This is a genomic window from Streptomyces sp. NPDC002564 (assembly GCF_042889645.1).
Classification (GTDB): domain Bacteria; phylum Actinomycetota; class Actinomycetes; order Streptomycetales; family Streptomycetaceae; genus Streptomyces.
This window is the reverse complement of sequence record NZ_JBIARE010000001.1, coordinates 1,033,073-1,057,133: the sequence shown is the minus strand read 5'-3', so window position 1 is coordinate 1,057,133 and position 24,061 is coordinate 1,033,073. Positions and strand designations below refer to the sequence as shown.

Below are 24,061 nucleotides of genomic sequence, written 5' to 3'. Positions count from 1 at the left end.
TACGGAACACCCGAAGGCCGCGAACGACGGCGGCACCGCGGCATATGCGGCGGGGCGGGTTCGGTACAGCCTATCGAAGGAAGGTTCTGTGGCGACATAGGGCGCACAGGAGGCGCACGATGCGTGTCGTAAGCCCCCTGTGCCACCCCCTGTGCGGAGTCGCGGGTTCTGCCTGCGGTTACGCGAGGCCCAGGCGCTCGGCGGCGGCGGCCGCGTCGACCGGCACGGTGACCGGCTGCGGAGCGCCCGCGACGGCCCAGTCCGGGTCCTTGAGGCCGTTGCCCGTCACGGTGCAGACGATCTTCTGGCCCTTGTCGACCTTGCCCTGCTCGGCGGCCTTCAGCAGACCGGCGACGGACGCGGCCGACGCGGGCTCGACGAAGACACCCTCCTGGGACGCCAACAGCTTGTAGGCGCGCAGGATCTCACGGTCCGTCACCTCGTCGATGAGGCCGCCCGACTCGTCGCGCGCGGCGAGCGCGTGCTGCCAGGACGCGGGGTTGCCGATGCGAATCGCGGTGGCGATCGTCGAGGGGTCCTTGACGACCTCGCCGCGCACGATGGGCGCCGAGCCGGAGGCCTGGAAGCCCCACATCCGGGGGGTACGGGTCGACACCGCGTCGGCCGCGTACTCCTTGTAGCCCTTCCAGTAGGCGGTGATGTTGCCTGCGTTGCCGACGGGCAGGACGTGCAGGTCGGGCGCGTCGCCGAGCGCGTCGACGATCTCGAACGACGCGGTCTTCTGGCCCTCGATGCGGAACGGGTTCACCGAATTGACCAGCGCCACCGGGTAGTTCTCCGACAGGCTTCGAGCGAGGTTCAAGCAGTCGTCGAAGTTGCCGTCGACCTGGAGGATCTTCGAGCCGTAGACGAGCGCCTGGCCCATCTTGCCGAGCGCGATCTTGCCCTGCGGCACGAGGACCGCGCAGACCATTCCGGCGCGCACGGCGTAGGCGGCCGCGGACGCCGAGGTGTTGCCGGTGGAGGCGCAGATGACGGCCTTCGCGCCCTCCTCCTTGGCCTTGGTGATCGCCATGGTCATGCCGCGGTCCTTGAAGGACCCCGTGGGGTTGGCGCCCTCGACCTTGAGGTGGACCTCGCAGCCCGTGCGCTCGGAGAGCACCTGCGCGGGCACGAGCGGCGTGCCGCCCTCGCGGAGCGTCACGACCGGCGTGGTGTCGGAGACCGGAAGACGGTCCCGGTACTCCTCGATGATTCCGCGCCACTGGTGGGTCATTGCTGCTTACTCCCCTTCAACCCGCATGATGCTCGCGACACCACGCACGGTGTCGAGATTGCGCAGCGCCTCGACGGTGCCGGTGAGGGCGGCGTCGGGCGCGCGGTGGGTGACGACGACGAGGGAGGCCTCGCCGTCCTTCCCCGTCTGACGGACCGTATCGATCGATACGCCGTGCTCGGCGAAGACCGTCGCGACCTGGGCGAGGACGCCCGGCTTGTCGGCCACGTCGAGGCTGATGTGGTAGCGCGTGACGACCTCGCCCATGGAGCTCACGGGCAGCTGGGTGTACGCGGATTCGCCGGGTCCGGTGGACTCGGCGAGCTTGTTGCGGCAGACCGCCACGAGGTCGCCGAGGACCGCGGACGCGGTGGGCGAGCCACCGGCGCCGGGGCCGTAGAACATCAGCTGTCCCGCGGCCTCCGCCTCGACGAAGACGGCGTTGTACGCGCCGCGGACCGAGGCCAGCGGGTGGCTGAGCGGGATCATCGCGGGGTGCACGCGCGCGGTGACGGACCCGCCGTCGGCGGCCCGCTCGCAGATGGCGAGCAGCTTGATGGTGCAGCCCATGCGTTTGGCGGAGGCGAAGTCGGCGGCGGTGACCTCAGTCATGCCCTCGCGGTACACGTCGTCGAGGCGCACGCGCGTGTGGAAGGCGATGCCCGCGAGGATCGCGGCCTTGGCGGCGGCGTCGAAGCCCTCGACGTCGGCGGTCGGGTCGGCCTCGGCGTACCCGAGCGCGGTGGCCTCGTCGAGCGCCTCCTGGTACCCGGCACCGGTGGTGTCCATGGCATCGAGGATGAAGTTGGTCGTCCCGTTCACGATCCCGAGAACGCGGTTGACCTTGTCGCCGGCGAGGGACTCGCGCAGCGGCCTGATCAGCGGGATGGCGCCGGCGACGGCGGCCTCGTAGTACAGGTCGCGGCCGTGCTCGACGGCGGCGGCGTGCAGCGCGGCGCCGTCCTGCGCGATCAGGGCCTTGTTCGCCGAGACGACGGACGCGCCGTGCTCGAAGGCGGTGGTGATGAGCGTCCGCGCGGGCTCGATGCCGCCGATCACCTCGACGATGACGTCGATGTCCCCGCGCTTGACCAGGGCCGTCGCGTCGGTGGTGATCAGGGAGGGGTCGATGCCCTCACGCACCTTGGAGGGGCGGCGGACGGCGACCCCGGCGAGCTCCACCGGGGCGCCGATCCTGGCTGTGAGGTCGTCGGCGTGCGTCGTCATGATGCGCGCCACCTCTGAGCCGACAACCCCACAGCCCAGCAGCGCCACCTTCAGCGGACGCGTACGCATCATCCGACCTCACTTCTCATACATCTAGGGTGGGACCAGTCTCACCCACCGGAACGGACTTTCTGTCCATTGTCCGGATCCTGAGACGGTTATTTCATTATCCGACGTCGAGACGCAGGAGATCTTCCTCCGTCTCGCGCCGGACGATCACCCGCGCCGCACCGTCCCCGACGGCGACGACGGGCGGGCGCAGCGCGTGGTTGTAGTTGCTCGCCATCGAGCGGCAGTACGCACCGGTCGCGGGCACGGCGATCAGGTCGCCGGGCGCCAGGTCGGCCGGCAGGAACGCGTCCCGCACGACGATGTCCCCACTCTCGCAGTGCTTGCCGACGACGCGCACCAGGACCGGGTCCGCGTCGGAGGAGCGGGAGACCAGGGCGACGCTGTACTCGGCGTCGTACAGCGCGGTGCGGATGTTGTCGGACATGCCGCCGTCCACGGAGACGTACGTGCGCAGCCCTTCGAGCGGCTTGATGGTGCCGACCTCGTAGAGCGTGAAGGCGGTCGGGCCGACGATGGCGCGGCCGGGCTCGACGGAGATCCGCGGCGTCGCGAGCTTCGCGGCCGCGCACTCGCGCGTGACGATCTCGTGCAGCGCCGCGGCGATCTCGCGCGGCTCGCGCGGGTCGTCGTCGGAGGTGTAGGCGATGCCGAGGCCGCCGCCGAGGTCGATCTCGGGCAGCTCGACGCCGTGCTCGTCGCGCACCTCGGCGAGCAGCTGGACGACGCGGCGGGCGGAGACCTCGAACCCGGCCATGTCGAAGATCTGCGAGCCGATGTGCGAGTGGATGCCGATGAGTTCGAGCCCGTCCAGCTTCAGGGCGCGCCGCACGGCCTCGGCGGCCTGGCCGCCCGCGAGCGCGATGCCGAACTTCTGGTCCTCGTGCGCGGTGGCGATGAACTCGTGGGTGTGCGCCTCGACGCCCACGGTCACCCGGATCTGCACGCGCTGGCGCTTGCCGTGCCGCTCCGCGATGTGCGCGACGCGCACGATCTCCTGGAAGGAGTCCAGCACGATGCGGCCGACGCCCGCCTCGACGGCGCGCTCGATCTCCTCCACGGTCTTGTTGTTCCCGTGGAAGGCGATGCGCTCGGCGGGCATGCCCGCGGCGAGGGCGGTGGCGAGCTCGCCGCCGCTGCACACGTCGAGGTTGAGCCCCTCCTCGTGCAGCCAGCGCACGACGGCCCGGGACAGGAACGCCTTGCCCGCGTAGAAGACGTCGGCGTCGGGGCCGAAGGCGTCCCGCCAGTCCTGGCAGCGGGCCCGGAAGTCGGCCTCGTCGACGAAGTACGCGGGCGTGCCGAACTCCTCGGCGAGCCGGGTCACCTCGATGCCGCCCACGGCGACCGCGCCCTCGGGCGTACGGGTGACGGTGCGCGCCCAGACCTTGGGGTCCAGGGCGTTCAGGTCGGCGGGCGGCGCGCTGTAGTGGCCCTCGGGGAGCACGTCGGCGTGGCGGGGGCCTGCGGGGTGTGCGGAACGGCTCATGGCTCTGTGGTCTCGTCTCTCAGGTATGTCACGTCCGTCACATCCGTCACGTCGTCTCGTACGGCGTCGTTCATGGATGTCACAGGAATTCGGGGGCGCCGATGCCGAGCAGGGACAGGCCACCGGCAAGCACCGTCCCGGCGGCTTCGGCGAGGGCGAGCCGGGCGCGGTGGGTGGCCGAGGGTTTCTCGTCACCGAGCGGCAGCACGCCGGCGTCCGGGGCGCTCTGGAAGGAGAGGAAGGCGTCGGCGGTGGTGACGAGGTGCCGGGCGAGCCGGTCCGGCGCGTGGTGGCGCGCGGCGCCCGCGAGGACGGCGGGGTGGTCGGCCAGGACGTCGAGCAGGGCCTGCTCGGCGGCGGGGGCCGGGGGCAGGGAGGGCGTTGGGGCGAGGGCGGGGTGGGCCGGGGTGTTTTCGGCCCTTGGGGCGGGGCCGGGGTGGGCCGGGGGCCTGTCGGCCCTTGGGGCGGGCTCGTGGGGGGCGGAGCCGTCGCCGGGGGGCTGCTCGGGCAGGGGTCGGCTCGCGTCGGATCCGAGGGGGCCCGGGGCGCTGTCGAAGCCGAGGTCGGCGGCGTTGCGGCTGAGGGCGCGGCAGCGGGCGTGGGCGTACCGGACGCGGAAGAGCGGGTTGCTCTCGCGCTGCGCCAGGTGCGCGTCACCGCCCTGCTCGGGGGTGATGCGGGGGTGGTCGTGGGCCGCGGGGTGGAGCAGGGCCCAGCGGGCGGCGTCCCTGCCGAGAGCCAGCGGGTCCGCGCCGGCGGGCACGGGGCGCAGGACCGGGAGCGGCTCGGGAGGCCGCCCGTACGCGTCGATCCGTACGCCGAGCGCGTCCACCCAGGCGGGGTCCGGGGCCTCGTCGCAGGTGACGCGGACCAGGGTGCCCTGGCTGCGCAGGATGCGGCGGACACTGTCGGCGAGGACGACGGCGCGGACCTCGCGGGGCACGTGGAGCTGGGCGAGGGCGCCCGTGTCCGGGTGGACGTGTCCGTAGCAGCCGCCGCGCGCCAGGACCTCGCGGACGAGGGTCTCGGAGCGGGCGCCCGCGAGGGTGATGTTCAGGAAACCGGGCCCGGTGATGTCGACCCCGGCGATCCCCGGCTCGGCGGCGAGCCGCGGCGACAGCACGTCGGCGACCTGCCGCGGCGACCGCCCGGCGGCGCGGGCGAGCTGCAGGGCGACACCGGTGGCGTAGTCCCCGCACCCTCCGGGCCCCGGCCGCTCGACCCTGGGCTCACGCGCCCCCGCGAGATCCAGCTGCAGCTCCCCGGCATCGACGGCACGACGCATGGCGCGCAGCACGGTGCGGGAGAGCTCGACGGGGGTCACGGCACAAGCGTAGGGGAGGAGGGGGGTGGGAAGGCGACTTGGATGGGCGGATGGTCCGGGATGTGGACGGGGTGGAGTCCGCCGCCGGGGCGCCCGGCGCGCTAGCTTCCTCCGGGTGCTCCGGGCCCACCGGATCCCGCGGCCCCACCGGTCCGGCACTCGCTCCCGACGGCCCCGCGATCACGCGCGTACCCGTACCCGAAGCTGTTCCCGTTCTGATGCTGGCTCTGGCTCTGGCTCTGGTTCTGACTCTGATTCTGATTCTGATCGCGAGCGACGACCTGCCCACTCCGCTCGACCAACTGCCGTACGACACCGACCAGTTCACTGGGCTCGAAGGGCTTGGCGAGGAAGGCGTCGACGCCGACCTCAAGCCCGCCCTCGACCTCGTACTGGGTGCAGGCGCTGATGACGACGATGGGCAGGTCCCGCGTACGGGCGTCGGAGCGGAGGTGCGCGGCGGTACGCAGGCCGTCGAGCCGGGGCATCACGACGTCGAGGGTGATCAGATCGGGCTGGACCTGCTCCACGACGTCCAGGCATTCGACACCATCGGCCGCGGTCACGACCTCGAAGCCCTCCAGCTCGAGGTTGACCCTGATCAGTTGCCGGATGACCTTGTTGTCGTCCACAACAAGCACGCGGCCGGGCACGCCTGACACAACTCGAGAGTAGGTCCGCCCCCACCGCCGCGTCCCGGTTTTCCCCACTTCCACCCCCACGGCTTGCCGTCGGCCCCCTCCGGCCGGCGGCACCCCGAGGCCCCGCCACGGCCCCCGCCCCACCCCCGGCGCGGGCCGCGAAATACCTGTTCATGGAGACCCCCACAGAGCTGGTAGGGTTCTACCCGTCGCCGCGCAAGCGGGTCGATACGCCCCCGTAGCTCAGGGGATAGAGCAACGGCCTCCGGAGCCGTGTGCGCAGGTTCGAATCCTGCCGGGGGCACCGCAGTTCAGGTGCCACTTAGACCCTCTGATCAGGCCATACGCCAGATCAGAGGGTCTGCTGCTATGTGCAGCCAAGTGCCAGCGGAAGCAGCCTTATGACAGCCCTCGCGGGACATACGCGGGACCGGACACTGCGCTACGTATCGGCACAACCCGGATATAGCTAACGCCCCGAGGCGGAAGCCTCGGGGCGTTAGGTGTGATCATGATCACACGTATTCAAGAAGGAGATCGTCGATTCGCTTGTTGGCGACGGCGTGTCGGCCGTGTAGGCACTTGGCGTACCGGGCTAGCAGCACCTCCACGGTGTTGCCCGCGCGCGCAGCCACTTCCGTCGGGTCCACCCCTGCGTTCAGCCACGTGGAAAGCGCAGAGTGTCGTAGGTCATACGGCCGATCGGCGAGCGGACTCTTGACAAGCTCGGGGGGAAGACCGAACTCCCGCGCTTCGCCCCAAACCCGGGAGTAGGTGGACGAACCCACCAAACCCCCACGCTCGTTGAAGAACAGTCGACCGTCATCAGCAGTCCCGAAGGTGTCGATGCCGTCACGCCAGATGGCGACGAGCTGCGGCGGCAGCGGGGTGGGCCGGACTTCCTCGGGCTCACGGTTCTTCAGGCCGCGATCATCGTGAACCGCACCAGTCTTCGTCCATTTCTTGCCCGCCGCCGGCCGAGTTCGGTGCAGGTTCGCGAGGCCCCAGCCCTTTTCGGGAAGGTGGCAGTCCTGCAGCGTCACACCGACTGTCTCGGCTGGGCGCATTCCCGCGTAATACATGCCCGCGAACATCCCGACCAGTCGGCGGCCTCGCGCCCGGTGGTATCCGCCGACGTACGAGACGGATCCGAGCAGGTTCGCCGCCTGCTTCGGGTTGCATACAACGCGCGGGTCGACTTCCACGACCTTCGAAGGCTTTTGCCAGGTGACCCTATTCGTGGGCACTTCATCGAACTCACCCAGCTCCGTGGCGTACCGCAAAGCATTTACGAAGGTCTTTCGCTTACGCCTAACCGTCTCACCGGCAGCAGCTTGTCCGTCGAGTTTCAGCTTCAAGGCGTCCAAAACCGTCCGCATGACGGCTGGATCGTTCAGGTCACTCAGCGGAGGCGTGTTGCGTTCTACCCAGTCGAGCGCAGCCCTGGCCTCCGGCGGAAGGTCGCGGTCACCCGGCCCCGGCAGGAGGAACGCCCAGTCGCGCAGTGCACGGTGGAGCGCCTGCTCCGAAGGGCGTCCGGGACGCTGCGGCATAAGCGCCTTGGTCACCCAGGTGAGGCCCTCGCTGATCTCGTCCCGATAGTTAGGCGAGGCGTGCGGCCATTTCATGCGGGTGTAGTCGAGGGCGAAGCTGTACCAGGTTCGGGCAGCGGCCTTCTCCTCCATCGAGGGCGGGAAACCCGTCTCGGTGTCGAATTGTTCCCCCTGCTCTTGCGCCATGAGCAGTTTAGCGCGCAGCTTGTTGGCGAGCCCCACCGTTCGCCGGGAACGCGAGACTTCACGTCCAGCGACAACCCACCGAACCTCGTAGGTGTCTTTGCCTCGACGGGTTTTCTTGCGGACGTCCCATATTCGAACGTCGGTCGTTTTCAAGCCGCTTCCTCTCTTTCTTGCAGCCATGCCACGAAAACGCTGCGCCAGACCCGCAGTTCACCATTGGGCAGCTTAAGCACGGATGGGCCCGTTCCCAGTTCACGCCATCGGTAAAAAGTGCGGCGCGACGTCCCTTTCAGCTCGGCTAGCACTTCGGGGACGGTCATCAGTTCATCTCGCCTATCGCCGACTCTCATACAGCCACCTCGGCGAAGGTGCATCGCAACATGCCTCGCAAACGCCGGATGATCGCAGCGGGTTGCAAAGGGATCTCAATCGACTTCACACCAAGAGGCCCCTGTTTCAGAGCAGGGCGGATCACGGAAGGGTGCACGCGGGGTTCCTTATAGGCGAACTGGGCATCGCTGGGGCGCAGGATCCAGCGAACTGGGGACGGCTCTTCCTTTCGGGTGCGTCTTACATTCCCCAGGGAGTAGCCGATTCTGATCTGGGGCACGTCGAATTGCTGTCGCACCGGTCCACCGCCAAGCAGCCGATACGAACAACATCAATGCTCCAGACGATCCCCGGTTTCGGTAACCGGGGATCGTGGCCTATATTCCGCCGCGCAACCGAGGGCTAAGAGGTGAGCCGGTAGGACTTGAGCGCGGGGTGCTCGTCATCTTCAACCAGGACCACGAGCCCGTTCTCGGTAAGTCGGCTGAGGTTGCGAGCCACGACGCGTTCGGGAGTGCCGACGGCTCGGGCGATGCCTCGGGCCTCCGCACCCGGGTGGGCCGCGATGTGCGCGAGCACCAAAAGGTCTTGGCGTTGTTCGCGCTGCACAAGGTCCTCTCCGAAAAGGCCGGCGGCGCAGACACAGAGGCACAGGGCTGTGGAGAGCGCTGCGTAGTCGGCGTTCGTCTGGGCGGTCCATGCGTTCATGGCGCCGAGCGCCAGGAGGATCGGAGCGGTGACGCGGGCCGATCGCAGTGCGGCTTTTGGCAGGAGGGCCTCCTTGCTAGGGACCAGGGCGTGAGACGGGAGACGAAAGCCGGCGCGGGGAACCGCATCGGAAGGCGTCTCTGACCTGGTGCTTTCCGGGAAGGTTGTACGTTGACATGGTCTCCGGTGTGGTTCCAGTCCCTTGGGGGCTCTTTCACGTCTGCCGTGGGCGAATCTGTCCTCGGGCCCGCAGGCAGGCGCGCCTCGGCTATCGCGGTGGGAGGAGGGAGCCAGCGCCTTCAGCGCGGAGCAGCTGCACCACCTCGTCGATCAGGGCCTGGTCATCGCCGACGGGTCGACTAGCGCTCACGTTCGCATTGGCTCCGTTGTCCGGGGCAAACACCGATGCCGTGACCAGCACTTGGCTCCTTGCTTCGTCGTAGGCAGCGTGTACCGAGCAGGCCGTGTGGCAGTCGCCGCGTAGCTCGCCCAGCACGCCGCGCTCGATATGCAGCAGGCGCTGGGCGGTCGGGTCGTTGATGGGGTCGAGTAGGCGAGCGGCAATGGAGTCGCCGGCTCGGTGTTCGACGATCACGAATCCGGCTCCGGTGGCGGGCATGAGGACGTTGGTGGGAAGTACTTCGACAGCACGGTCGGGGAGGCCGATGCGTTGCAGGCCGGCGAAGGACACCACGAGGGCATCGAGCCCTGCGTGGCCTTCGTCCAGCCGTTTGATCCTCGTGTCGAGGTTGCCCCGCAGCGGGCGGACGGTGAGCTGGGGAAATCGGGTACGGAGCTGGGCTGCTCGGCGGGGAGCGATGGTGCCGACCACTGATCCCGGCCGCAGCTCGTGGAGGGGTGTCGCGTCGGCTCCGGCTGGCAGTACGACGGCGTCGCGGGCGTCCTGCCGGGACAGGACCGCGCCGATGACGACTGCGGTGCCCCGCTCATGGGGCCCCGGCAGGTCCTTCGCGCAGGAGACGGCGAGGTCGGCTCGGCCGTCGACCAGGGCCGCGTCGAGTTCTCGGATCCAGGCGCTCTTGCCGCCGACGGTGTCCAGGGAACCGTGGTGCCGGTCAGCGGTGGTCGTGATCTGCGAGAAGTGCGCCACGACGCCGGGGTGTGCCTGGCGGAGGAGAGCCGCGACCGAGGCTGTCTGGGCCACGGCCATGGTGGAGGAGCGGGTGGCGATGATGGTGCGGCTTGGAAGGGGAAGGTCGGTCACGGTGGCCTCGCAAGCGCTCCGGCCGGGTGGGGCCGGCGGCGGCCGACTGAGCCGCCGAGTCGGATGTCTGGGGGCGACCGTCAGTGCTCCGCCACCGAGAGCAGGACACGTCAGGGTCCGCGCGACTCGTTGCAGGCTGAGCTATGAACAGTCTGCGCTGCCTGTGACCGCGGCAGCCCGGAGCCCGTCTCGGGCGGAGGGCTGCAACTTTACCTGCGCTCCTTGCCCTCTTGTGACGCCCCGCGCGTCCCGCCGGACGGGAGCCGGGAGCAAGTCGGCGTGGCAGGGGATAACCCTCCGTCGCTCTCTCGTCCGCGAGCCGGGAAGGCTCTCTGGCGCTGCAGCGATACGCGGACGAGGTTGCTGGCTACCGACAACGGGCCAGTTCACGGCCCTGCGCGGGCTGTTGCAAGCTACGAGGGAGACGCCACCATGAACGACTGCTGCTGTTCCTGCCCCTGCCACACGCCGTCCTGGTTCGAACGCCTCCGACTGGCGGTGTCCCTTCTTGCAGCAGCAGGCTTCTTGCCGTGGCGGCCCTGGGAGTAGCGGCGCTCAGCCCGCTCTGGGCCAGCGCCGTCTTGACGCGCTGCCCCAGGGCGCGGAACAGTCACGTCGATCACCGTTCGTCTCCGCCGAGGGGGAACGCCATGAACCTGCACCTGATCGGAAAAGATCCGGAGTCCGGCGATCACGGGTCGCCCACGCTGTGGCTCGACACCGACACGCGCGACCTCGTCGTCCAGGGCTGGGCCGCAGACGAGTTGACTCGCGCGACGTGCCTCGCAGACGGCCCGATTCCCGACCACGAGGCGATCGTGCGGATCCCGCCGCGGATGATTCCCCTGCTCCGGGAGGTCCTGCGTGTCGCAGACGCTGGATGACTTCGCCACCCTGATCCGCTCCGCACGGCACTCCGCCGTACACCTGGAGATGCGTGACAGGTACGCCATGGACAACGAGCACGCGGCGTTCGATGCCTGGCGCGCTGGAGAACGTCTCGACCCAGAAGACCGAGAGTCCTGGTGGAGGCCCTGGCTCGGCCTCGTGCAGGAGGTGACCGGCCGCGGTGTGGCAATGCGCCGGGCCCGCATCATCTCCGGGCCGGCGAGCGAATACACCCGCTTCCTGTTCGACGGCACCTTCACGAACATCGCGGCAGGCGAGGAAGTCCGTTGGTTGCGGCGACCGCGGGCCTCGGGGCTTGCTCTGCCCGAGACCGACTTCTGGCTCTTCGATGGCAAGATCGTCCAGTTCAACGTCTTTGACGACGAGGATCGTTGGGTGCGCACCGACCAGACCGACGATCCGGAGACGGCTCTCCTGTGCCGTACCGCCTTCGAGGCGGTCTGGGACCGCGCGATCCCGCACGCCCGCTTCGCGGTCTGAGCGCACGTCCCTCGTTCGATGTCCTCATCACCTCTGTCCACCGTCCAGGACGTGCGTCACAGCATCGCTGCGGCACTCGCGGATATGCGGAACCAGCAGGGGCTGAGCAACGTCGAACTCAGTCTCCGCTGCGGCTGGAGCACGAGTAAGACGTCCCGGATCGCTCGCGGGCTCCAACTTCCGAGCGCCCGGGACATTCAGGTCTGGTGCGATGCCTGCCGGCAACCAAGGCGTGCCGGCGATCTGATCGCCAAGGCGCTGTCAGCCGAAACGATGTACGTGGAATGGCAGCGGCTGCATCACCATGGGCTGCGGCACGTGCACGAACGAACCACGCCGCTCTACGAGCGCACGCGGACCTTCCGGGTGTACAGCTCTTCCGTGTTCCCAGGGATGCTCCAGACCGAGGAGTACGCCACTGGCCTGCTGCAGATGATCACGGCCTTCCAGCACACCCCCGACGACGTACCCGAGGCCGTCCAGGCGCGGCTCGCTCGTTCGGGCGTCGTCTATCGCGGCCGACGCAACCTCGCGGTGCTTCTGGAGGAGACGGTCCTCCACCACCTGGTCTGCCCACCCGATGCGATGGCCCAGCAGCTCCACCGGCTACTCGCGGTGATGCGCCGGCAGAGGGTATCCGTTGGAGTCCTGCCCTTTGGCATCCGAAGGACCGTCTGGCCGGTAGAGAGCTTTTACGCTTTCGACCACAGCCAGATTGCGGTGGAGAACCTCACGGCGGAGGTCAACATCACCACTCCCGGCGAGATCGCCATCTATCTCGACGCTTTCGCTCGACTCGCTACCAGCGCCCTCTTCGGCGCGGCCGCTACAGAGCGCGTACGACGCGCGATCCGTGCCCTGGAGTGAATCCGTGCAACGAAACGCAATTTCGTAGACGACCACACTCCCGTACGTCTAGCTTCCGAACTCTCGCGGCAATAAAGCGAATCGCCTCACGATGCCGCGCCGAGGAGAAGATGGAATGGGCTACGAGGAGCTGCTCGACGACCTGTCCGGTCAAGGGGTCCTGACCGAGCAGTGGCGATCAGCCTTCGAAAAGGCCCCGCGGCAACGGTTCGTACCTCAGCAGATCTGGGACCAGAGGGACGGACGGTGGCGGAAGGTCGATCGGTACCAGCACCCAAGCCGCTGGTACCCCCTCGTTCACTCCGACAAGCAGATCGTCACTCAGCTCGATGACGGCAGGGGTGGCGGGGCCGGCGACGTCACCTCGACATGTTCGCAGCCGACCCTCGTGGCGACTCAGCTTGATCTGTTGTCTCTCAAGCCGGGGATGACCGTGCTGGAGATCGGGTCTGGTTGGACGACCGCGCTGCTCTGCGAGATGGCAGGAGACCGCAACGTGGTCTCCGTGGAGATCAACCAGCAGATGGCTGACGTTCATCGGGGGTTGCTTGCCGCCCAGGGCTACCGCCCGGAGATCATCTGCGCTGATGGCCTCTACGGCGCCCCCGGCCGCGCGCCCGTTGACCGCATCCTGGTCAACGGCTCCATTCACTCGTTCCCCTGGGTCTGGGCCCAACAGGCTGCGGCTGGCGGCCTCATCGTGGTGCCGTTCCGTACGGTCTTCGCCCACTGCGGCCTAGCCGTCTTGACCGTCTCGCAGGACGGGAACTCAGCTGAAGGCCCCTTCTGCGCGCCGGCCAACTTCGTGTGGCTCCAGGGCAACCGTCCAGCAAGACCGTCCCTGGCAATCGACGAGAGCGAGGCGGCTCGCACGAGCACGGCGGGACACGCCCCGGCCCTCATCGCAGAGAACCGCGGAGCCCAGACGTACGTCGGGCTCCGGCTACCCCGCATCCGGATGCAGCACCGATCGCGTAAAGACTCCTTCGAGCGAGGCGTCGCCGACCGAATCCACCTCGACGACGGGGCCCGTTCTCGGGCCGTGATCTTCTGCCAGCACCCACACGCAGTGCACCAGTGGGGTCCTCGCGACCTATGGGGAGAAGTGGAACGGGAACTCGACCGCTGGGCTGCTAACGGCCGGCCGGCCTTTCAGGAGCTTGGGCTAGCCCTTGATCAGGATCGCCTCATCGCCGTGGGGCGACGGGATACTGACGACCGCTGGACGCTCAGCCCTGCGGAATCGCCCACAGACTGAGGCCCGCGCCATCCGTAGGCGCTGACCTGCCCGAGCATGCGAGGACCCTCCGCCGTCGATGGGCGGAGGGCTCAGCAGGTGCGCTATACGTCGAACTCGCCGTCGCGAGCCCCGAGGGTGAAGGCCCTCCACTCATCCGCCGTGTAGCGGAGTGGGGGGTCCTCGGGGCAGGCCGCGTTCCGCATGGCCACCGCACCGTCGGGTAGGTACGCGATCTCTACGCGGTCGCGGGGATCACTGCCTGGAGCGCCCCGCCACTCGACCCCGTTCAGGTCGAGCGCGTAGAGCGTGATCTTCTCGGCAGAGTCGGCGCTCATCTCAGAGGGTGCCCTCCGCCGCGGCCGTCACGAACTCCTGCCACACGGACGGCCGGAAGGTGTGGGCGCCCAGCTCGCGGTTCTTGCTGTCGCCTGCGGCGACGCGGCCGTCGGCGGTCGTCTGCCTCTCCAAGCAGTTCCCCCCGTTGTCGGTGCTGTAGGAGGACTTCGTCCACATGTCCTCCGGGAGGTCGTGCCGCATCATCTGGTGCCTGCCTCTAAGTCTTGTTCAGATCTCGCTTCGCTCGCGAGATCAGGTCCATGGACTGCCGGGACGGTAGAGCTGATGCCCGGAGTTGGTCAAAAGCTAGCTGGTACCGCTCGACAGGACCATCTTCCTCCAGATACAGAGCCCCGTCGAGGTACTCCATTCTCACCACGTCGAGGTCCATGGGGTCGGGGTAGCTGAAGATGCTGAAGGCGCCATCGAGGCCACCGTGCCAGCCCTCACTGAACGGGATGACCTGGATCGAGAGCCTGGGCGGGTTGTTCAGCTCGATCAGCCGCTGGAGCTGGCCTGCCATCGTCTTCGGGCCGCCGATGACGCGTCGCAGCACCGCCTCGTCGAGCACGCAGACGACCTGCGGCGAGTTCTCCCGCAGTATGTCCTGTCGCCCCATCCTGACGGAGACGTACGACTCGATCTCCTCGTCGGAAGCCGTCTTCTCCACTCCGCGGATCGATTCCTCAGCGTACTCGCGTGTCTGGAAGAGGCCGGGAACGAGCAAGGGCTGGAAGATGAGCATTCGGACAGCGTCCGACTCGATGCTCAGCTGCTCCTGGAACATCTCCTGCAACGTGTCGCTGTACTGCGCCCACCAGCCCTTGCGTCGACCTTCGCGTGCCAGGGTGATGAGTGCGGTCTTGAGCTTGTCGTCCTTGACGCCGTAGAGCTCGAACAGGGCCTCGATCTCCAGCTTGCTGACGCCCTGACGGCCGTTCTCCTGACGCGAGATCTTTGATTTGTCCCCGCCGATCCGCTCGCCGGCCTTCTCGGTTGAGACCTTGGCGGCCTCGCGGAGCCTTCTGAGCTCGCTGCCGAGCCTGCGGCGTCGGACTGTGGGCCGTGGATGACTAGGCACTTTGGCTCCCCTCCCAGACGTGGTGGGCACCAGTGTGTCGTATGGGGACACGATCCCTCCAACAGGCGTCATATGCCAGTGAGTTAGGCGCTTTTCGAGAATCTGCAACTTTGTAGTCTGAGCGGGTTGCGATAACAGCATAGGCGGGTCCACTCTGTTGTGCGTTACACATGGCGCTTGGGGGGTCACAGAGCGTCGGCCCATCGCTATGCGCTGCTCAAGGCGCTGGAGGAGCCATGACCGTCATGGCAGAGGTAGGCACGAAGCGTTACAGGCAAGAGATGACCGTCGACCCGAGGCAGCTCGGCCGGGTCCGGCGCATCGTCGCCGCGTACATGCGGTACTGGGACTGCGCTCCGATAGTCGACACCGCGGTCCTGTGCATCACGGAGCTGCTGACGAACGTGCGGAAGCACGCCGACTCCAACGACTGTGTGCTGCAAGTCGAGTTGGCGCCGTCCGGTATGCGGATCGTCGTCAGCGACGACAGCCCGGAACTCCCGGTGATGTCCGAACCGGACTGGGACAGCGAGTGCGGCCGAGGGCTGTTCCTCCTCGACTCGACAGCTGCCGCCTGGGGTGCCGTCCCGACCGACAGCGGCAAGGACGTGTGGGTCGAACTTCGACCGGAGGAGGTCGCCGCATGATCGGTCCGCCAACGCTTCAGTCCGGCACCGCTGACCGCAGCGTCGAGGCGATGTCCAGGGTCGTGGCGGGACTTCACGCCCCCTACCTCAACGACCTCCTGGACGACGACATCGACGACTTGCTCGGCGCCGACGCGGGACCTACCGGAATCGCCGGGAGCCGTCCGCCGCTTCGCCCCCTGTCGCTGAGGCAGTTCTTACGGCCCAAGCGCCCGCGACAGAAGCAGACGCCCGGCGGGCAGCCGCCCATGGACCGCCCGGCCATGTACCGCCGTGCCGTCAACATGCGGCGTTCGCTCCCCACCCTGGTGGATATGGCGGAGCGCAGGGATCCGGTCGGCCCCGAGCTCGGCGAAGCCGTCCGGCAGGCTGACCGTCTCTGTGCGCGCGAGGTCAGCGAGGACACGGTCGACCTCGTATATCTGCGCCACCTCGCTCTGGCGATGCTCGAACTGGTCGAGTGCCTGGCAGTCGAAGACCACCAGCCTCCGCCGGACTTCGAGCCCAAGGACGCTGCACCGCGCGGGTGGTGGGCATGAACCTGCTGCCGCGCACCTACTGGTGCCACCGCGACTTCGACGGGCCGGGCCGCGACCACTGCGAACCCCAGGACCTCACGACCCCCCTGCCGGGACGCGCCGTCCGCTGGATGCGTGAATCTGTCCGGGACTCGCTGGCCGGCCTCGACCGCCCGACCTTCGGCATGGCGTGGGCGTGGCTCGGCGACCACGAGGCGTCCGCCATGGGCGTCAGGGCGCTGAGGAGGGGGCGGTCCTACACCTTCTCCCTTCCCGTGGCGGATGGCCGCTGGACGTGGAGGGTCTACCCCCTCTCCGTCCTGCCCGTCATCGACGTCTGCCCCCGAGCACCCTCCCCGCACCGCCAGTTCGCTGCCGCGCACGCGAACGGGGATCCCCCGTAGCGCGGCGACTCCGTCTTCCCCTCTGCTCGCGAACGAACGCCCGGAGTTCACATGCCCCGCCCCGCAGTACTCTTCGCTCCGCCTGCCACGCTCCAGGAGACAGCAGACGCCGCCCAGGATCTGGACCGCGCTTTACGCGCCGCCGGACTCGGTGACCTGCGCTCTGGTCTCGTCCGGGACGGAGAGCCAGCGCGTATCAGCCTGAACGACATCGACGCGGTCACCGCGAACGAGCTGTCCCGCCTGATCCATAAGGCGATGCGGCGCACCTACAAGGTCGCCTCCGCGTTGAAGGACGCGCTGCGGGCGCATGGGCTGAGCGACGCCCCCGAGCCGTGGGTCTACAACGCGGACATCCAGCTCGGAGACTTCTCGATCTCTGCCGCAGACCGGCTCGCCGTGGCCTTGGGTGCTCCTCCTCAGCCGGAGCTGTCGGATGTTCCCGACTGGCCGGAGGCACACGAGGTCCTCAACCGCCTGGAAGTCGTGCTCACCCAGGCCACCCGTGGCGGGTTCGTGGACATGCGCATGCATCCGTACTGCCAGCGATGCGACCAGGACCCCGCTATCACCCTCGGCGCCGTCACGGTGGGCACCGCCCGGCGGCTCGTATCGGCCCTCCAGTTCGGAGCCTGATCGTGACCGCCGAGCCCCTGCGCCCCGACATCGCCCGCAACCTGCGTGATCGCGCCGCCGTCGCACGCGAGGCGCACACCCGGCGCATGCGCGGACTGCTCAGCGCCACAGAGATCGACCAGGGGCGTCACAGCGATCACGCGAACACCCAGTACCTGCGCCGCGTCGTCAGCGAGCACGGATGGCCGGGCCGCAGCCTCGTCGGGGCAGAAGCGTCCGTCGCGGCCTGGCAGCTGGTCCTGCGCGCCGATCACCGCCCAGACTTCCAGCGCCTCGTGCTGCGCCTGATCGCTCCGGCCGTGGAGCAAGGCGAGGCGACCGTTCAGCAGTGGGCGCACCTGCACGACCGGTGCAGCGTCAACTCCGGCACGCCCCAGCTCTACGGCACCCAGTACCGGCTGGGCCCCAGCGGGCCCGAAGTCCTGCCGATCCATGACCCGGCACAGCTTGGCGCGCGCAGATCCAGCGTCGGCCTTGTCCCGTTCGCCGCCGCGCAAGAAGCCCTGCGTCGCCGCCTTGTCCGTCAGCCGCACCCCGGACCGGCCGACGACCCTGGTGACGACGACCCGCACCCAGAGGCCACAGCCGTCGAGTTCATGGGGAGCGCGGCATGAGCGGATATCGGATCCCGACCGACGGTGAAGAACTCCGTACGTACCTGTTCAGCCCACGGGCGGGGTTCATCTACGACTTCCTGGTGGACGGTAGCGCGTCCTACAGCTTCGATCAGGACGTCGCAGTCGAGCTCTACAGGGTGGCGAACTGGGTCAGGACGGCTGCGCTCATCAACCGTGAGTTCGGACGCCAGTCCGTCAACACCTCCCTTGCTCTGGGTGTCCGCCAGTTCCTCGACCTGGGCTGCGGGCTCCCGGCCGGGCCGCAGGCAGCAGTCCCAGACCTGCACGAGATGATCGCCAAGACCCAGCAAGGCTGCCCGGTGGTGTACGTCGACCACGACCCGCACGTCTACGGGTACGCAAGGTGCGACCTCGATGTACGCCCCCCGCACCGCGTGACCCCCGTGCACGCTGACCTCCTGGACATGCAGGAACTCCTGCACATGCCCGAGGTGACGCGCGCACTCGACCTCACCCAGCCGGTCGCGGCCATCCTCCACGACTGCCTGCCGTGGAACGAGGACGACGACGAGGTGGCGCAGGCGCTGGCGGTGCTGCGCGCGTGGCTGCCGGAGGGGAGCACCTTGTCCATCACGCACCTGACGGGCCACTGGGATCCCGCCACGGTGTCCGCTCTCGTGGCCGTCTACGGCAAGCACGGCATCCGGGCACGTCCTCGGACGCGGGAGCAAATCGCGGCACTGTTCGGGAACTTCATCCATCGGGAGCTGGGACTGGCCGCGACCGCCCAGTGGTCCGACGACGGACCGTTTTGCCGCCACCCGCCCATACACTCCGCCGCCTTCGCCGGCCTCGCCGTGAAGGACACCGCAAGGAACCTGCACGACGACGAAGCCGAACCGGCAGGGAAGGCAACCCGATGACCTCCGCGAGCGCGCCGAGCGCAACGACCTGGGACGCGTGGCAAGACGAAGGGCGCGGCTTCCAGGTCATCACCGACACCGAGCTGGAGAGGTTCGCTCTCCACTTCCCCCTCCACAACGGGCACACCGCGGTGGACGTCGGCTGCGGCAACGGCCACTTCAGCCGACAGCTGCACCGCTTCGGCTACCAGGTCACCGGCCTGGACTTCTCCACCAGCGCCCTGACCGCAGCCCGGCGCACGCCGCTGTCCGGCGTGCAGTACCTCCACCACGACCTCACCCAGGGCGACCCGCCCGGCCTCCCGGCCCACGGCATCGACCTGGTGGTGTGCCGCCTGGTCCTGCCCTTCCTCCACGAGCCGACGGCCTGGGTCCGGCGCGTCCGCGACCTCTGGCTGCGCCCCGGAGGACGCATGTACGCGGTGATCCCCGTCGTCGGCGAGGACACCACACAGCCCGGAGGGATGACCGAGGAACAGATAGCCGACGTCGCCCACGGCTGGGCCCACAGCCTGCGCTACGACCTGAACGGCACCAGCGCGGCGCTGGCCCTGCGGGCGGCGTTCACCTAGACCCCGCTCGGGAACCGGTCGACTCGCTCCCGGTCTCCTGAGCGGATTCAACTCCCAGCCGGCGCAGCCACGTTCTCGGGCGGCGGCAGCTGGGAACGGTCGGGGGATCGCGGCCGACACGGACGCGGCGCTCCCGGACCCTGGCCCAGCAACGGCCAGAAAGGCACCACCCGACCCATCTCATATTGGAGGATCCGGACATGGCTCCGATGAACACGGGCGTCGAACGCGGCGCCACCCAACTGCACGCCCAGAGCCCCACCACGACGACTCCGGACGGCTTCGAGCTGGACGTGAGCCTGCTGGAGGTGGCCGACTCGGCGAGCCTCGTCAACATCACCAACGACAACTGCGGCAGCACCTGCGGTGCCTGCACCACCGGTGTCGCCTGAGCCGTCGCTTCACCACGGCTGAACCCTAGGGCTGGTGCTGCCGCACACCCCCCGTGCGGCAGCACCAGCCCACCCCCACCACCCCGTCCTTGGAGGAGAACGATGGCCGCAGCCGCTCGCGCGTTTCGATCCGGTGACACGGCGCTCGTGCGCGCGGTCGCCCAGCCGACGCCAGCCGTCTCCTCCTGGCCCGACCTGACCGAGTCCTGCAAGACAGCCGGGCAAGACCAACTCGTCTGGCTGCGCGCCGTGCTTGAGAACGCGGAGCTGGAAGAGGCACTGCACCACGCCAGCCCCGTCCTCATGACCAAGGTCCGCGCCTTGTGCGCCGCCGATCGGCCCCATCGGCGGAACGTGCGGCGCGCGGCGCTCTCCGTCGCCCGCTACCTGGTGCGTGCCGGGCACCGGCCGACCCCCTTCGGCCTGTTCGCCGGGGTCACGACTGCGGCCTTCGGCGAGCGGGCACAGGCGAACTGGGGCACAGAGCCCGTGGCGGTCGTACGCGCGGGTGCCGCCTGGCTGGACGACATCATCCTGCGCCTAGAGCACTGCCCCGAACTGCTGGCCCGCCTGACCGTCATGGCCAACAACACCCTGTCGGTGCGAGGAGACCGGGTGATCGTGCCGTACCAGCCCCACACGAGAGACGACGGCACCGGGGCCGTGGAGGTGTCGCTCGCGCACACCGCGCCGTTGTCCACCGTCCTGGTCGCTGCCTGGACGCCGGCCCGCGTCGGCGAGGTGAAGGAGAAGCTGAGCGCGGAGTTCCCGCAGGCCGGTCCAGAGCACGTGGACACCTTGGTCCGCGAACTGATCGAGCGGGGCGTACTGATCACCTGCCTGCGCGCGCCGAGCACCGAGACGGATGCGCTCAAGCACCTGGTGGAGCAGCTGTCGGCGGTCGACGCCGACCGCGTGGCGCCGGTCAGCGACCTGGTGCAGTCCCTGCGTGAGATCCACGCCGACCTCCTGCACGTCAGCACACAACCCCTGGGGCAGGCCCGCGCCGGGCGGGCCCGTCTCACCGCGCAGATGGGCGACCTGATGCCGGGGCGCCAGCACCCCCTGGCTGTGGACCTGCGCCTGACCGGAACCGAACTCACGCTGCCCCACCAGGTGGCCCGCGAGGCCGAACACGCCGCTCTCGCCCTGGCCCGCCTGAGCGCCGCGCCCTTTGGGACCGCCGAGTGGAAGGCGCACCACATGCGCTTCTACGAGCGGTACGGGATCGGCTCGATGGTGCCGGTCAAGGACGTCGTCGCGGACAGCGGAATCGGCTTCCCCGAGGGCTATCCCGGAACGCCGGCCGTGGAGCGGCGGCCGATCTCCGAGCGCGACGAGGCACTGGTCCGGCTCGCGCAGGCAGCCGCTCTGGACGGCCGTCACGAAGTGCTCGTCGACGACCAGTTGATCGCCGAACTGGCGCAGGGGCCCGAGCCCGTCAGGCTCCCACCGCACCTGGAACTGTCCGTGCGCGTGCACGCGCACAGCACCGTGCAACTGGAGCGTGGAGACTTCCACCTGGAAGTGGTCAGCGTCTCCCGCGGCGCAGGTGTCGGCCTGGGTCGCTTTATCGACACCGTTGAGCCCGGGCAGCGTGGACTCCTCAAGGCGGAGCTGGCAGACCTGCCGACCGCCGACGGCCACACCATGCCCGCGCAGCTCTCCTTCCCGCCCCTGGTCGCGGAGACCGCTCACGTCGCCCGCGCCCCGCAGGTCCTGCCCACGCTGATCAGCCTGGACGAACACCGTCTCCCCAGCGACGGCGTCCTGACCGTCGACGATCTCGCGGTGGGCTGCGACGGCCGCCGCATGTACCTCGCCGCTCCCGCCCGGGGGCGGCGCATCGAGGCGATCGGCATGCACGCGCTGAGCCTGAGCACCCACACCCCGCCCCTGGCCCGCTACCTGATCGAGCTGAGCCGCGCCCAGAGCGCGACCGTCACCCTGTTCGACTGGGGAGCCGCCCGGACCATGCCGTTCCTGCCCCGCCTGCGGTACGGGCGTGTGATCTTGGCGGCGGCCCGCTGGCGCCTGGACCCCGCCGAACTGCCGAGCCGGGCGCAGGCGTGGCGGGCTTGGGACGATGCCTTCGCCGGCTGGCGCGCACGCCGGCATCTGCCCGCGACGGTCTCGCTGACGGAAGGCGACCGGCGTCTCGTCCTCGACCTGGAGCACAGCGGCCACCGGGTGCTGCTGCGTTCGCACCTGGACCGCGGCAAGGTTGCGGAGCTCACCGAAGTCCTCGACGACACCGGATGGGGCGAGCACCGCCCCCACGAGGTCGTCATCCCGCTCACGGCGACCCGGCCGCCGGCGTGGCCGAGCCTGCCCGTCCCCACCCAGGCGAGAAGCATCGGCCGAGACCGCCACGACGCGCCCGCCGCCTCCACCGTGCTGCTCGCCGGTCTGTACGGAGACATCCGCCGCCAGGACACGGTCCTGGCCCGGCATCTGCCCGACCTGCTCGATCAGCTCGACAGCCCTGCATGGTGGTACGTCCGCTTCCGCGACCCCGACCAGCACCTGCGTCTGCGGATCGCTCTGCCCCGCCCGGACGCCTTCGGCGCCGTCGCGGCGCAGGTCAGTGCCTGGGCCGACGACCTGCACCGCGCGGGACTCCTGCGCGAGGTGCGCTACCCCACCTCCTACCCGGAGACCGGACGATGGGGGTCCGGCCCAGCCTGGCACGCGGCCGAGGACGTCTTCCGCGCCGACTCCCGGGCCCTGCTCACCCAACTGCGCCAACCCCAACGCCCCTCGCGCCGGGCTCTGGTCGCCGCGCACACCATCGCCATCGCGTCCGGCTTCCTCGGCAGCATCCCCATGGCGATGCGCTGGCTGATCGACCACATCCCGGCCCAGGCCCCCGAACCCGTCCCCCGCAACGAGCTGCGCGAAGCCGTCCAGGTAGCCGACCCCCGCCACCAGTGGCAGACCCTGACCGCCGCCCCCGGCGGCAGCGCCATCGTGGACGCCTGGCAGGAACGGGAACAGGCGCTGTCCGTGTACCGCGAACACCTGCACGGACCTGACGGACAGGGCATCGACCACGACGCCGTGCTCAGCTCGCTTCTCCACCAGCACTTCGTCCGCGCCGTCGCCGTCGACTTTCCCGAGGAGGCGGTCTGCCTCTACCTGGCACGCGCCGCCGCCCTGGCGTGGACGGCCCGCACCACCGGGAGCACTCCGTGAGCCATCTGCCGCTCTCGAACCTGGCCATGCGCACCGCCGACGCGCTGGCTTCCCCGGACATGGCGCCGCGCCGGTCGCAGAGCGCACCATGGTGGCGGCAGTCGCTCGCGCACGGCGTACCCGGCATAGCTCTGCTGCACATCGAGCTTGCCGCCAACGAGCAACGTCCCTGGCAGCGCGTCCACGACTGGGTGTCGGCCACCACCGCCGCACCGATCACCACCGGGCAGGACAGTCACCCCTTCTACGGGGCCCCCGCCCTCGCTCACGCTCTGGCCTGCGCCACCGAGCAGCTGCCCGGCGCCTACAAACGGACCCTGGACGGCATCGACCAGAGCATCACCGCCGACACCCGACGGCGCCTGTCCGCCGCCCACCGCCGCATCGACCGCGGCGACCTTCCGCGGCTAGCTGAGTTCGATGCCCTGCAAGGACTCACCGGCTACGGCGCCTACCTGCTGCGCCGTGATCCCGACGGCGCGGCCGTGGCCGAAATCCTCTCCTACCTCGTGCGCCTGACCGACCCGGTCACCCACGACGGCATGACGCTGCCGGGCTGGTGGACCCCTTCGGGACCTTCCGGAGAGCCGGACGACCGCTTCCCCGGCGGGCACGCCAACAGCTCCGTCGCACACGGCATCGGCGGTGTGCTGTGCCTGCTGTCGCTCGCCACCGCACGCCGCAGCCTCGTCGCGGGACAGCTGGATGCCATCCGGCGCATCTGCAACTGGCTGGACCGCTGGCACGACCCGAGCGGCCGGAACAGCGCCTGGCCGTACTGGGTCACCCGCTCCGAGCTGCGCTCCGGCCTCTTGCGGCGCGCCGGCCCCCAGCGCCCGTCCTGGTGCTACGGCACCGCGGGCCTGGCCCGCGCTCAGCAGCTCGCCGCGCTCGCCCTCGGCGACAGCGAACGCCAGCTCACCGCCGAACGCGAAGCCATCGCCGCGCTCACCGACCGCCAGCACCTCGCCGCGACCACGGACATCGCCCTGTGCCACGGCTTCGCAGGACTCGCCCACGTCGCATCCCGCATCGCCGACGACGCCCTGCCCAACACCGGCGGTGAACTCCGCGCCCTGCTCCCCGCGCTCCTCACGGCCGTGGTGCCACCCGGCGCCGATCCGGACGACTCCGTCACCGAGCTGATGAACGCCGACGACGCAGGCCCCGGCCTGCTCGACGGCGCCGCCGGAGTGGCCCTGGCCACCCTCGCGCCCGGCAGCGGCAGCCCGCCGCGCTCCGCATGGGACGCCTGCCTGCTCATCTCCTGACCGCCGCCCACCGTGAGGAGCGC

The 24,061-nt window shown here is 69.4% G+C and carries 26 protein-coding genes and 1 tRNA gene; 15 read left to right on the top strand and 12 right to left on the bottom strand.

The annotated features are described in order from the left end of the window. Positions 1-178: 178 nt before the first annotated feature. From thrC to ACFYXE_RS04935, 5 genes are all read right to left on the bottom strand, one after another. Positions 179-1,237 carry a threonine synthase gene (gene thrC / locus ACFYXE_RS04955; protein WP_389308895.1) on the bottom strand — a complete coding sequence of 353 codons (1,059 nt, stop codon included), beginning with the start codon at positions 1,235-1,237 and terminating at the stop codon, positions 179-181. A 6-nt stretch (positions 1,238-1,243) separates the two neighbouring features. After that, the gene (locus ACFYXE_RS04950) at positions 1,244-2,536 is read right to left on the bottom strand and encodes a homoserine dehydrogenase (RefSeq protein ID WP_361167368.1); all 1,293 of its coding nucleotides are present in this window, start codon (positions 2,534-2,536) and stop codon (positions 1,244-1,246) included. A gap of 94 nt (positions 2,537-2,630) precedes the next feature. Then, positions 2,631-4,022, bottom strand: coding sequence for a diaminopimelate decarboxylase (gene lysA / locus ACFYXE_RS04945; protein ID WP_361167371.1), 1,392 nt, complete (start codon positions 4,020-4,022; stop codon positions 2,631-2,633). A 79-nt stretch (positions 4,023-4,101) separates the two neighbouring features. Continuing rightward, positions 4,102-5,346, bottom strand: a complete 1,245-nt coding sequence (nrtL, locus tag ACFYXE_RS04940; RefSeq protein WP_389308893.1) for an ArgS-related anticodon-binding protein NrtL — start codon at positions 5,344-5,346, stop codon at positions 4,102-4,104. Between the two features lie 101 nt (positions 5,347-5,447). Further along, positions 5,448-6,008, bottom strand: coding sequence for a response regulator (locus ACFYXE_RS04935; protein WP_389308891.1), 561 nt, complete (start codon positions 6,006-6,008; stop codon positions 5,448-5,450). Between the two features lie 211 nt (positions 6,009-6,219). On the opposite strand from ACFYXE_RS04935, the gene ACFYXE_RS04930 reads away from it, so the two are divergent. Beyond that, positions 6,220-6,291, top strand: a tRNA-Arg gene (locus tag ACFYXE_RS04930). Positions 6,292-6,502: 211 nt separating this feature from the next. On the opposite strand, the gene ACFYXE_RS04925 is transcribed toward ACFYXE_RS04930, so the two are convergent. The 4 genes from ACFYXE_RS04925 to hemC form a co-directional block, all read right to left on the bottom strand. Then, positions 6,503-7,879: a tyrosine-type recombinase/integrase gene (locus tag ACFYXE_RS04925; RefSeq protein WP_389308889.1), complete on the bottom strand. Its 1,377-nt coding sequence runs from the start codon at positions 7,877-7,879 to the stop codon at positions 6,503-6,505. Next, positions 7,876-8,046: a helix-turn-helix transcriptional regulator gene (locus ACFYXE_RS04920; protein WP_389308887.1), complete on the bottom strand. Its 171-nt coding sequence runs from the start codon at positions 8,044-8,046 to the stop codon at positions 7,876-7,878. The genes ACFYXE_RS04925 and ACFYXE_RS04920 overlap by 4 nt, the downstream gene beginning before the upstream one ends. A 412-nt stretch (positions 8,047-8,458) precedes the next feature. Further along, a complete protein-coding gene (locus ACFYXE_RS04915; protein WP_389308885.1) occupies positions 8,459-8,764 on the bottom strand; it encodes a MarR family transcriptional regulator in 306 nt (101 codons plus the stop codon). A gap of 268 nt (positions 8,765-9,032) precedes the next feature. Further along, on the bottom strand, positions 9,033-9,989 hold the full coding sequence (hemC, locus tag ACFYXE_RS04910) for a hydroxymethylbilane synthase (protein ID WP_389308883.1): 957 nt from the start codon (positions 9,987-9,989) through the stop codon (positions 9,033-9,035). Between the two features lie 650 nt (positions 9,990-10,639). On the opposite strand from hemC, the gene ACFYXE_RS04905 reads away from it, so the two are divergent. The 4 genes from ACFYXE_RS04905 to ACFYXE_RS04890 all read left to right on the top strand — a co-directional run bounded on the left by ACFYXE_RS04905 (position 10,640) and on the right by ACFYXE_RS04890 (position 13,503). Continuing rightward, positions 10,640-10,873 (top strand): hypothetical protein, encoded by a 234-nt coding sequence (locus ACFYXE_RS04905; RefSeq protein WP_389308881.1) that lies wholly within the window; start codon positions 10,640-10,642, stop codon positions 10,871-10,873. Beyond that, positions 10,854-11,378, top strand: coding sequence for a DUF6879 family protein (locus tag ACFYXE_RS04900; protein WP_389308879.1), 525 nt, complete (start codon positions 10,854-10,856; stop codon positions 11,376-11,378). The genes ACFYXE_RS04905 and ACFYXE_RS04900 overlap by 20 nt, the downstream gene beginning before the upstream one ends. A gap of 51 nt (positions 11,379-11,429) precedes the next feature. Beyond that, positions 11,430-12,245, top strand: coding sequence for a helix-turn-helix domain-containing protein (locus ACFYXE_RS04895; protein ID WP_389308877.1), 816 nt, complete (start codon positions 11,430-11,432; stop codon positions 12,243-12,245). Positions 12,246-12,360: 115 nt separating this feature from the next. Continuing rightward, a complete protein-coding gene (locus ACFYXE_RS04890; protein ID WP_389308875.1) occupies positions 12,361-13,503 on the top strand; it encodes a protein-L-isoaspartate O-methyltransferase in 1,143 nt (380 codons plus the stop codon). 83 nt (positions 13,504-13,586) lie between these two features. Here ACFYXE_RS04890 and ACFYXE_RS04885 read toward each other — a convergent pair whose 3' ends face one another. The 3 genes from ACFYXE_RS04885 to ACFYXE_RS04875 form a co-directional block, all read right to left on the bottom strand. Beyond that, positions 13,587-13,820 (bottom strand): DUF397 domain-containing protein, encoded by a 234-nt coding sequence (locus tag ACFYXE_RS04885; RefSeq protein ID WP_389308873.1) that lies wholly within the window; start codon positions 13,818-13,820, stop codon positions 13,587-13,589. A gap of 1 nt (position 13,821) precedes the next feature. Continuing rightward, entirely contained in the window at positions 13,822-13,953 is a 132-nt protein-coding gene (locus ACFYXE_RS04880) for a DUF397 domain-containing protein (protein WP_389308871.1), read from the bottom strand. Positions 13,954-14,038: 85 nt separating this feature from the next. Beyond that, positions 14,039-15,010: a helix-turn-helix domain-containing protein gene (locus ACFYXE_RS04875; RefSeq protein ID WP_389308869.1), complete on the bottom strand. Its 972-nt coding sequence runs from the start codon at positions 15,008-15,010 to the stop codon at positions 14,039-14,041. 173 nt (positions 15,011-15,183) lie between these two features. Here ACFYXE_RS04875 and ACFYXE_RS04870 point away from each other — a divergent pair, with 173 nt between their 5' ends. From ACFYXE_RS04870 to ACFYXE_RS04825, 10 genes are all read left to right on the top strand, one after another. Next, entirely contained in the window at positions 15,184-15,549 is a 366-nt protein-coding gene (locus tag ACFYXE_RS04870; protein WP_389308867.1) for an ATP-binding protein, read from the top strand. Next, entirely contained in the window at positions 15,546-16,088 is a 543-nt protein-coding gene (locus ACFYXE_RS04865) for a hypothetical protein (RefSeq protein ID WP_389308865.1), read from the top strand. The genes ACFYXE_RS04870 and ACFYXE_RS04865 overlap by 4 nt, the downstream gene beginning before the upstream one ends. Beyond that, a complete protein-coding gene (locus ACFYXE_RS04860; protein ID WP_389308863.1) occupies positions 16,085-16,471 on the top strand; it encodes a hypothetical protein in 387 nt (128 codons plus the stop codon). The genes ACFYXE_RS04865 and ACFYXE_RS04860 overlap by 4 nt, the downstream gene beginning before the upstream one ends. Positions 16,472-16,522: 51 nt before the next feature. Beyond that, positions 16,523-17,107, top strand: coding sequence for a hypothetical protein (locus ACFYXE_RS04855; RefSeq protein ID WP_389308861.1), 585 nt, complete (start codon positions 16,523-16,525; stop codon positions 17,105-17,107). 2 nt (positions 17,108-17,109) lie between these two features. Further along, positions 17,110-17,721: a DUF6624 domain-containing protein gene (locus tag ACFYXE_RS04850; RefSeq protein ID WP_389308859.1), complete on the top strand. Its 612-nt coding sequence runs from the start codon at positions 17,110-17,112 to the stop codon at positions 17,719-17,721. Then, the gene (locus ACFYXE_RS04845; RefSeq protein ID WP_389308857.1) at positions 17,718-18,608 is read left to right on the top strand and encodes an SAM-dependent methyltransferase; all 891 of its coding nucleotides are present in this window, start codon (positions 17,718-17,720) and stop codon (positions 18,606-18,608) included. Before ACFYXE_RS04850 ends, ACFYXE_RS04845 begins: the two co-directional genes overlap by 4 nt. Continuing rightward, complete coding sequence (locus ACFYXE_RS04840; RefSeq protein ID WP_389308855.1) at positions 18,605-19,180, top strand: class I SAM-dependent methyltransferase; 576 nt, start codon at positions 18,605-18,607, stop codon at positions 19,178-19,180. The genes ACFYXE_RS04845 and ACFYXE_RS04840 overlap by 4 nt, the downstream gene beginning before the upstream one ends. A gap of 209 nt (positions 19,181-19,389) precedes the next feature. Then, positions 19,390-19,572: an FxLD family lanthipeptide gene (locus tag ACFYXE_RS04835; RefSeq protein ID WP_389309545.1), complete on the top strand. Its 183-nt coding sequence runs from the start codon at positions 19,390-19,392 to the stop codon at positions 19,570-19,572. Between the two features lie 102 nt (positions 19,573-19,674). Then, entirely contained in the window at positions 19,675-22,767 is a 3,093-nt protein-coding gene (locus ACFYXE_RS04830) for a lantibiotic dehydratase (RefSeq protein WP_389308853.1), read from the top strand. Next, positions 22,764-24,038: a lanthionine synthetase C family protein gene (locus ACFYXE_RS04825; protein WP_389308851.1), complete on the top strand. Its 1,275-nt coding sequence runs from the start codon at positions 22,764-22,766 to the stop codon at positions 24,036-24,038. The genes ACFYXE_RS04830 and ACFYXE_RS04825 overlap by 4 nt, the downstream gene beginning before the upstream one ends. Positions 24,039-24,061: the final 23 nt, after the last annotated feature.

Coding starts and splice junctions, on each gene's coding strand:
- ACFYXE_RS04950 (WP_361167368.1), bottom strand. CDS start 2,536: ATGATGCGTACGCGTCCGCTGAAGGTGGCGCTGCTGGGCTGTGGGGTT.
- ACFYXE_RS04865 (WP_389308865.1), top strand. CDS start 15,546: ATGATCGGTCCGCCAACGCTTCAGTCCGGCACCGCTGACCGCAGCGTC.
- lysA (WP_361167371.1), bottom strand. CDS start 4,022: ATGAGCCGTTCCGCACACCCCGCAGGCCCCCGCCACGCCGACGTGCTC.
- thrC (WP_389308895.1), bottom strand. CDS start 1,237: ATGACCCACCAGTGGCGCGGAATCATCGAGGAGTACCGGGACCGTCTT.
- ACFYXE_RS04870 (WP_389308867.1), top strand. CDS start 15,184: ATGACCGTCGACCCGAGGCAGCTCGGCCGGGTCCGGCGCATCGTCGCC.
- ACFYXE_RS04840 (WP_389308855.1), top strand. CDS start 18,605: ATGACCTCCGCGAGCGCGCCGAGCGCAACGACCTGGGACGCGTGGCAA.
- ACFYXE_RS04835 (WP_389309545.1), top strand. CDS start 19,390: ATGAACACGGGCGTCGAACGCGGCGCCACCCAACTGCACGCCCAGAGC.
- ACFYXE_RS04860 (WP_389308863.1), top strand. CDS start 16,085: ATGAACCTGCTGCCGCGCACCTACTGGTGCCACCGCGACTTCGACGGG.
- ACFYXE_RS04915 (WP_389308885.1), bottom strand. CDS start 8,764: ATGAACGCATGGACCGCCCAGACGAACGCCGACTACGCAGCGCTCTCC.
- ACFYXE_RS04845 (WP_389308857.1), top strand. CDS start 17,718: ATGAGCGGATATCGGATCCCGACCGACGGTGAAGAACTCCGTACGTAC.
- ACFYXE_RS04830 (WP_389308853.1), top strand. CDS start 19,675: ATGGCCGCAGCCGCTCGCGCGTTTCGATCCGGTGACACGGCGCTCGTG.
- ACFYXE_RS04885 (WP_389308873.1), bottom strand. CDS start 13,820: ATGAGCGCCGACTCTGCCGAGAAGATCACGCTCTACGCGCTCGACCTG.
- ACFYXE_RS04890 (WP_389308875.1), top strand. CDS start 12,361: ATGGGCTACGAGGAGCTGCTCGACGACCTGTCCGGTCAAGGGGTCCTG.
- ACFYXE_RS04920 (WP_389308887.1), bottom strand. CDS start 8,046: ATGACCGTCCCCGAAGTGCTAGCCGAGCTGAAAGGGACGTCGCGCCGC.
- ACFYXE_RS04905 (WP_389308881.1), top strand. CDS start 10,640: ATGAACCTGCACCTGATCGGAAAAGATCCGGAGTCCGGCGATCACGGG.
- ACFYXE_RS04855 (WP_389308861.1), top strand. CDS start 16,523: ATGCCCCGCCCCGCAGTACTCTTCGCTCCGCCTGCCACGCTCCAGGAG.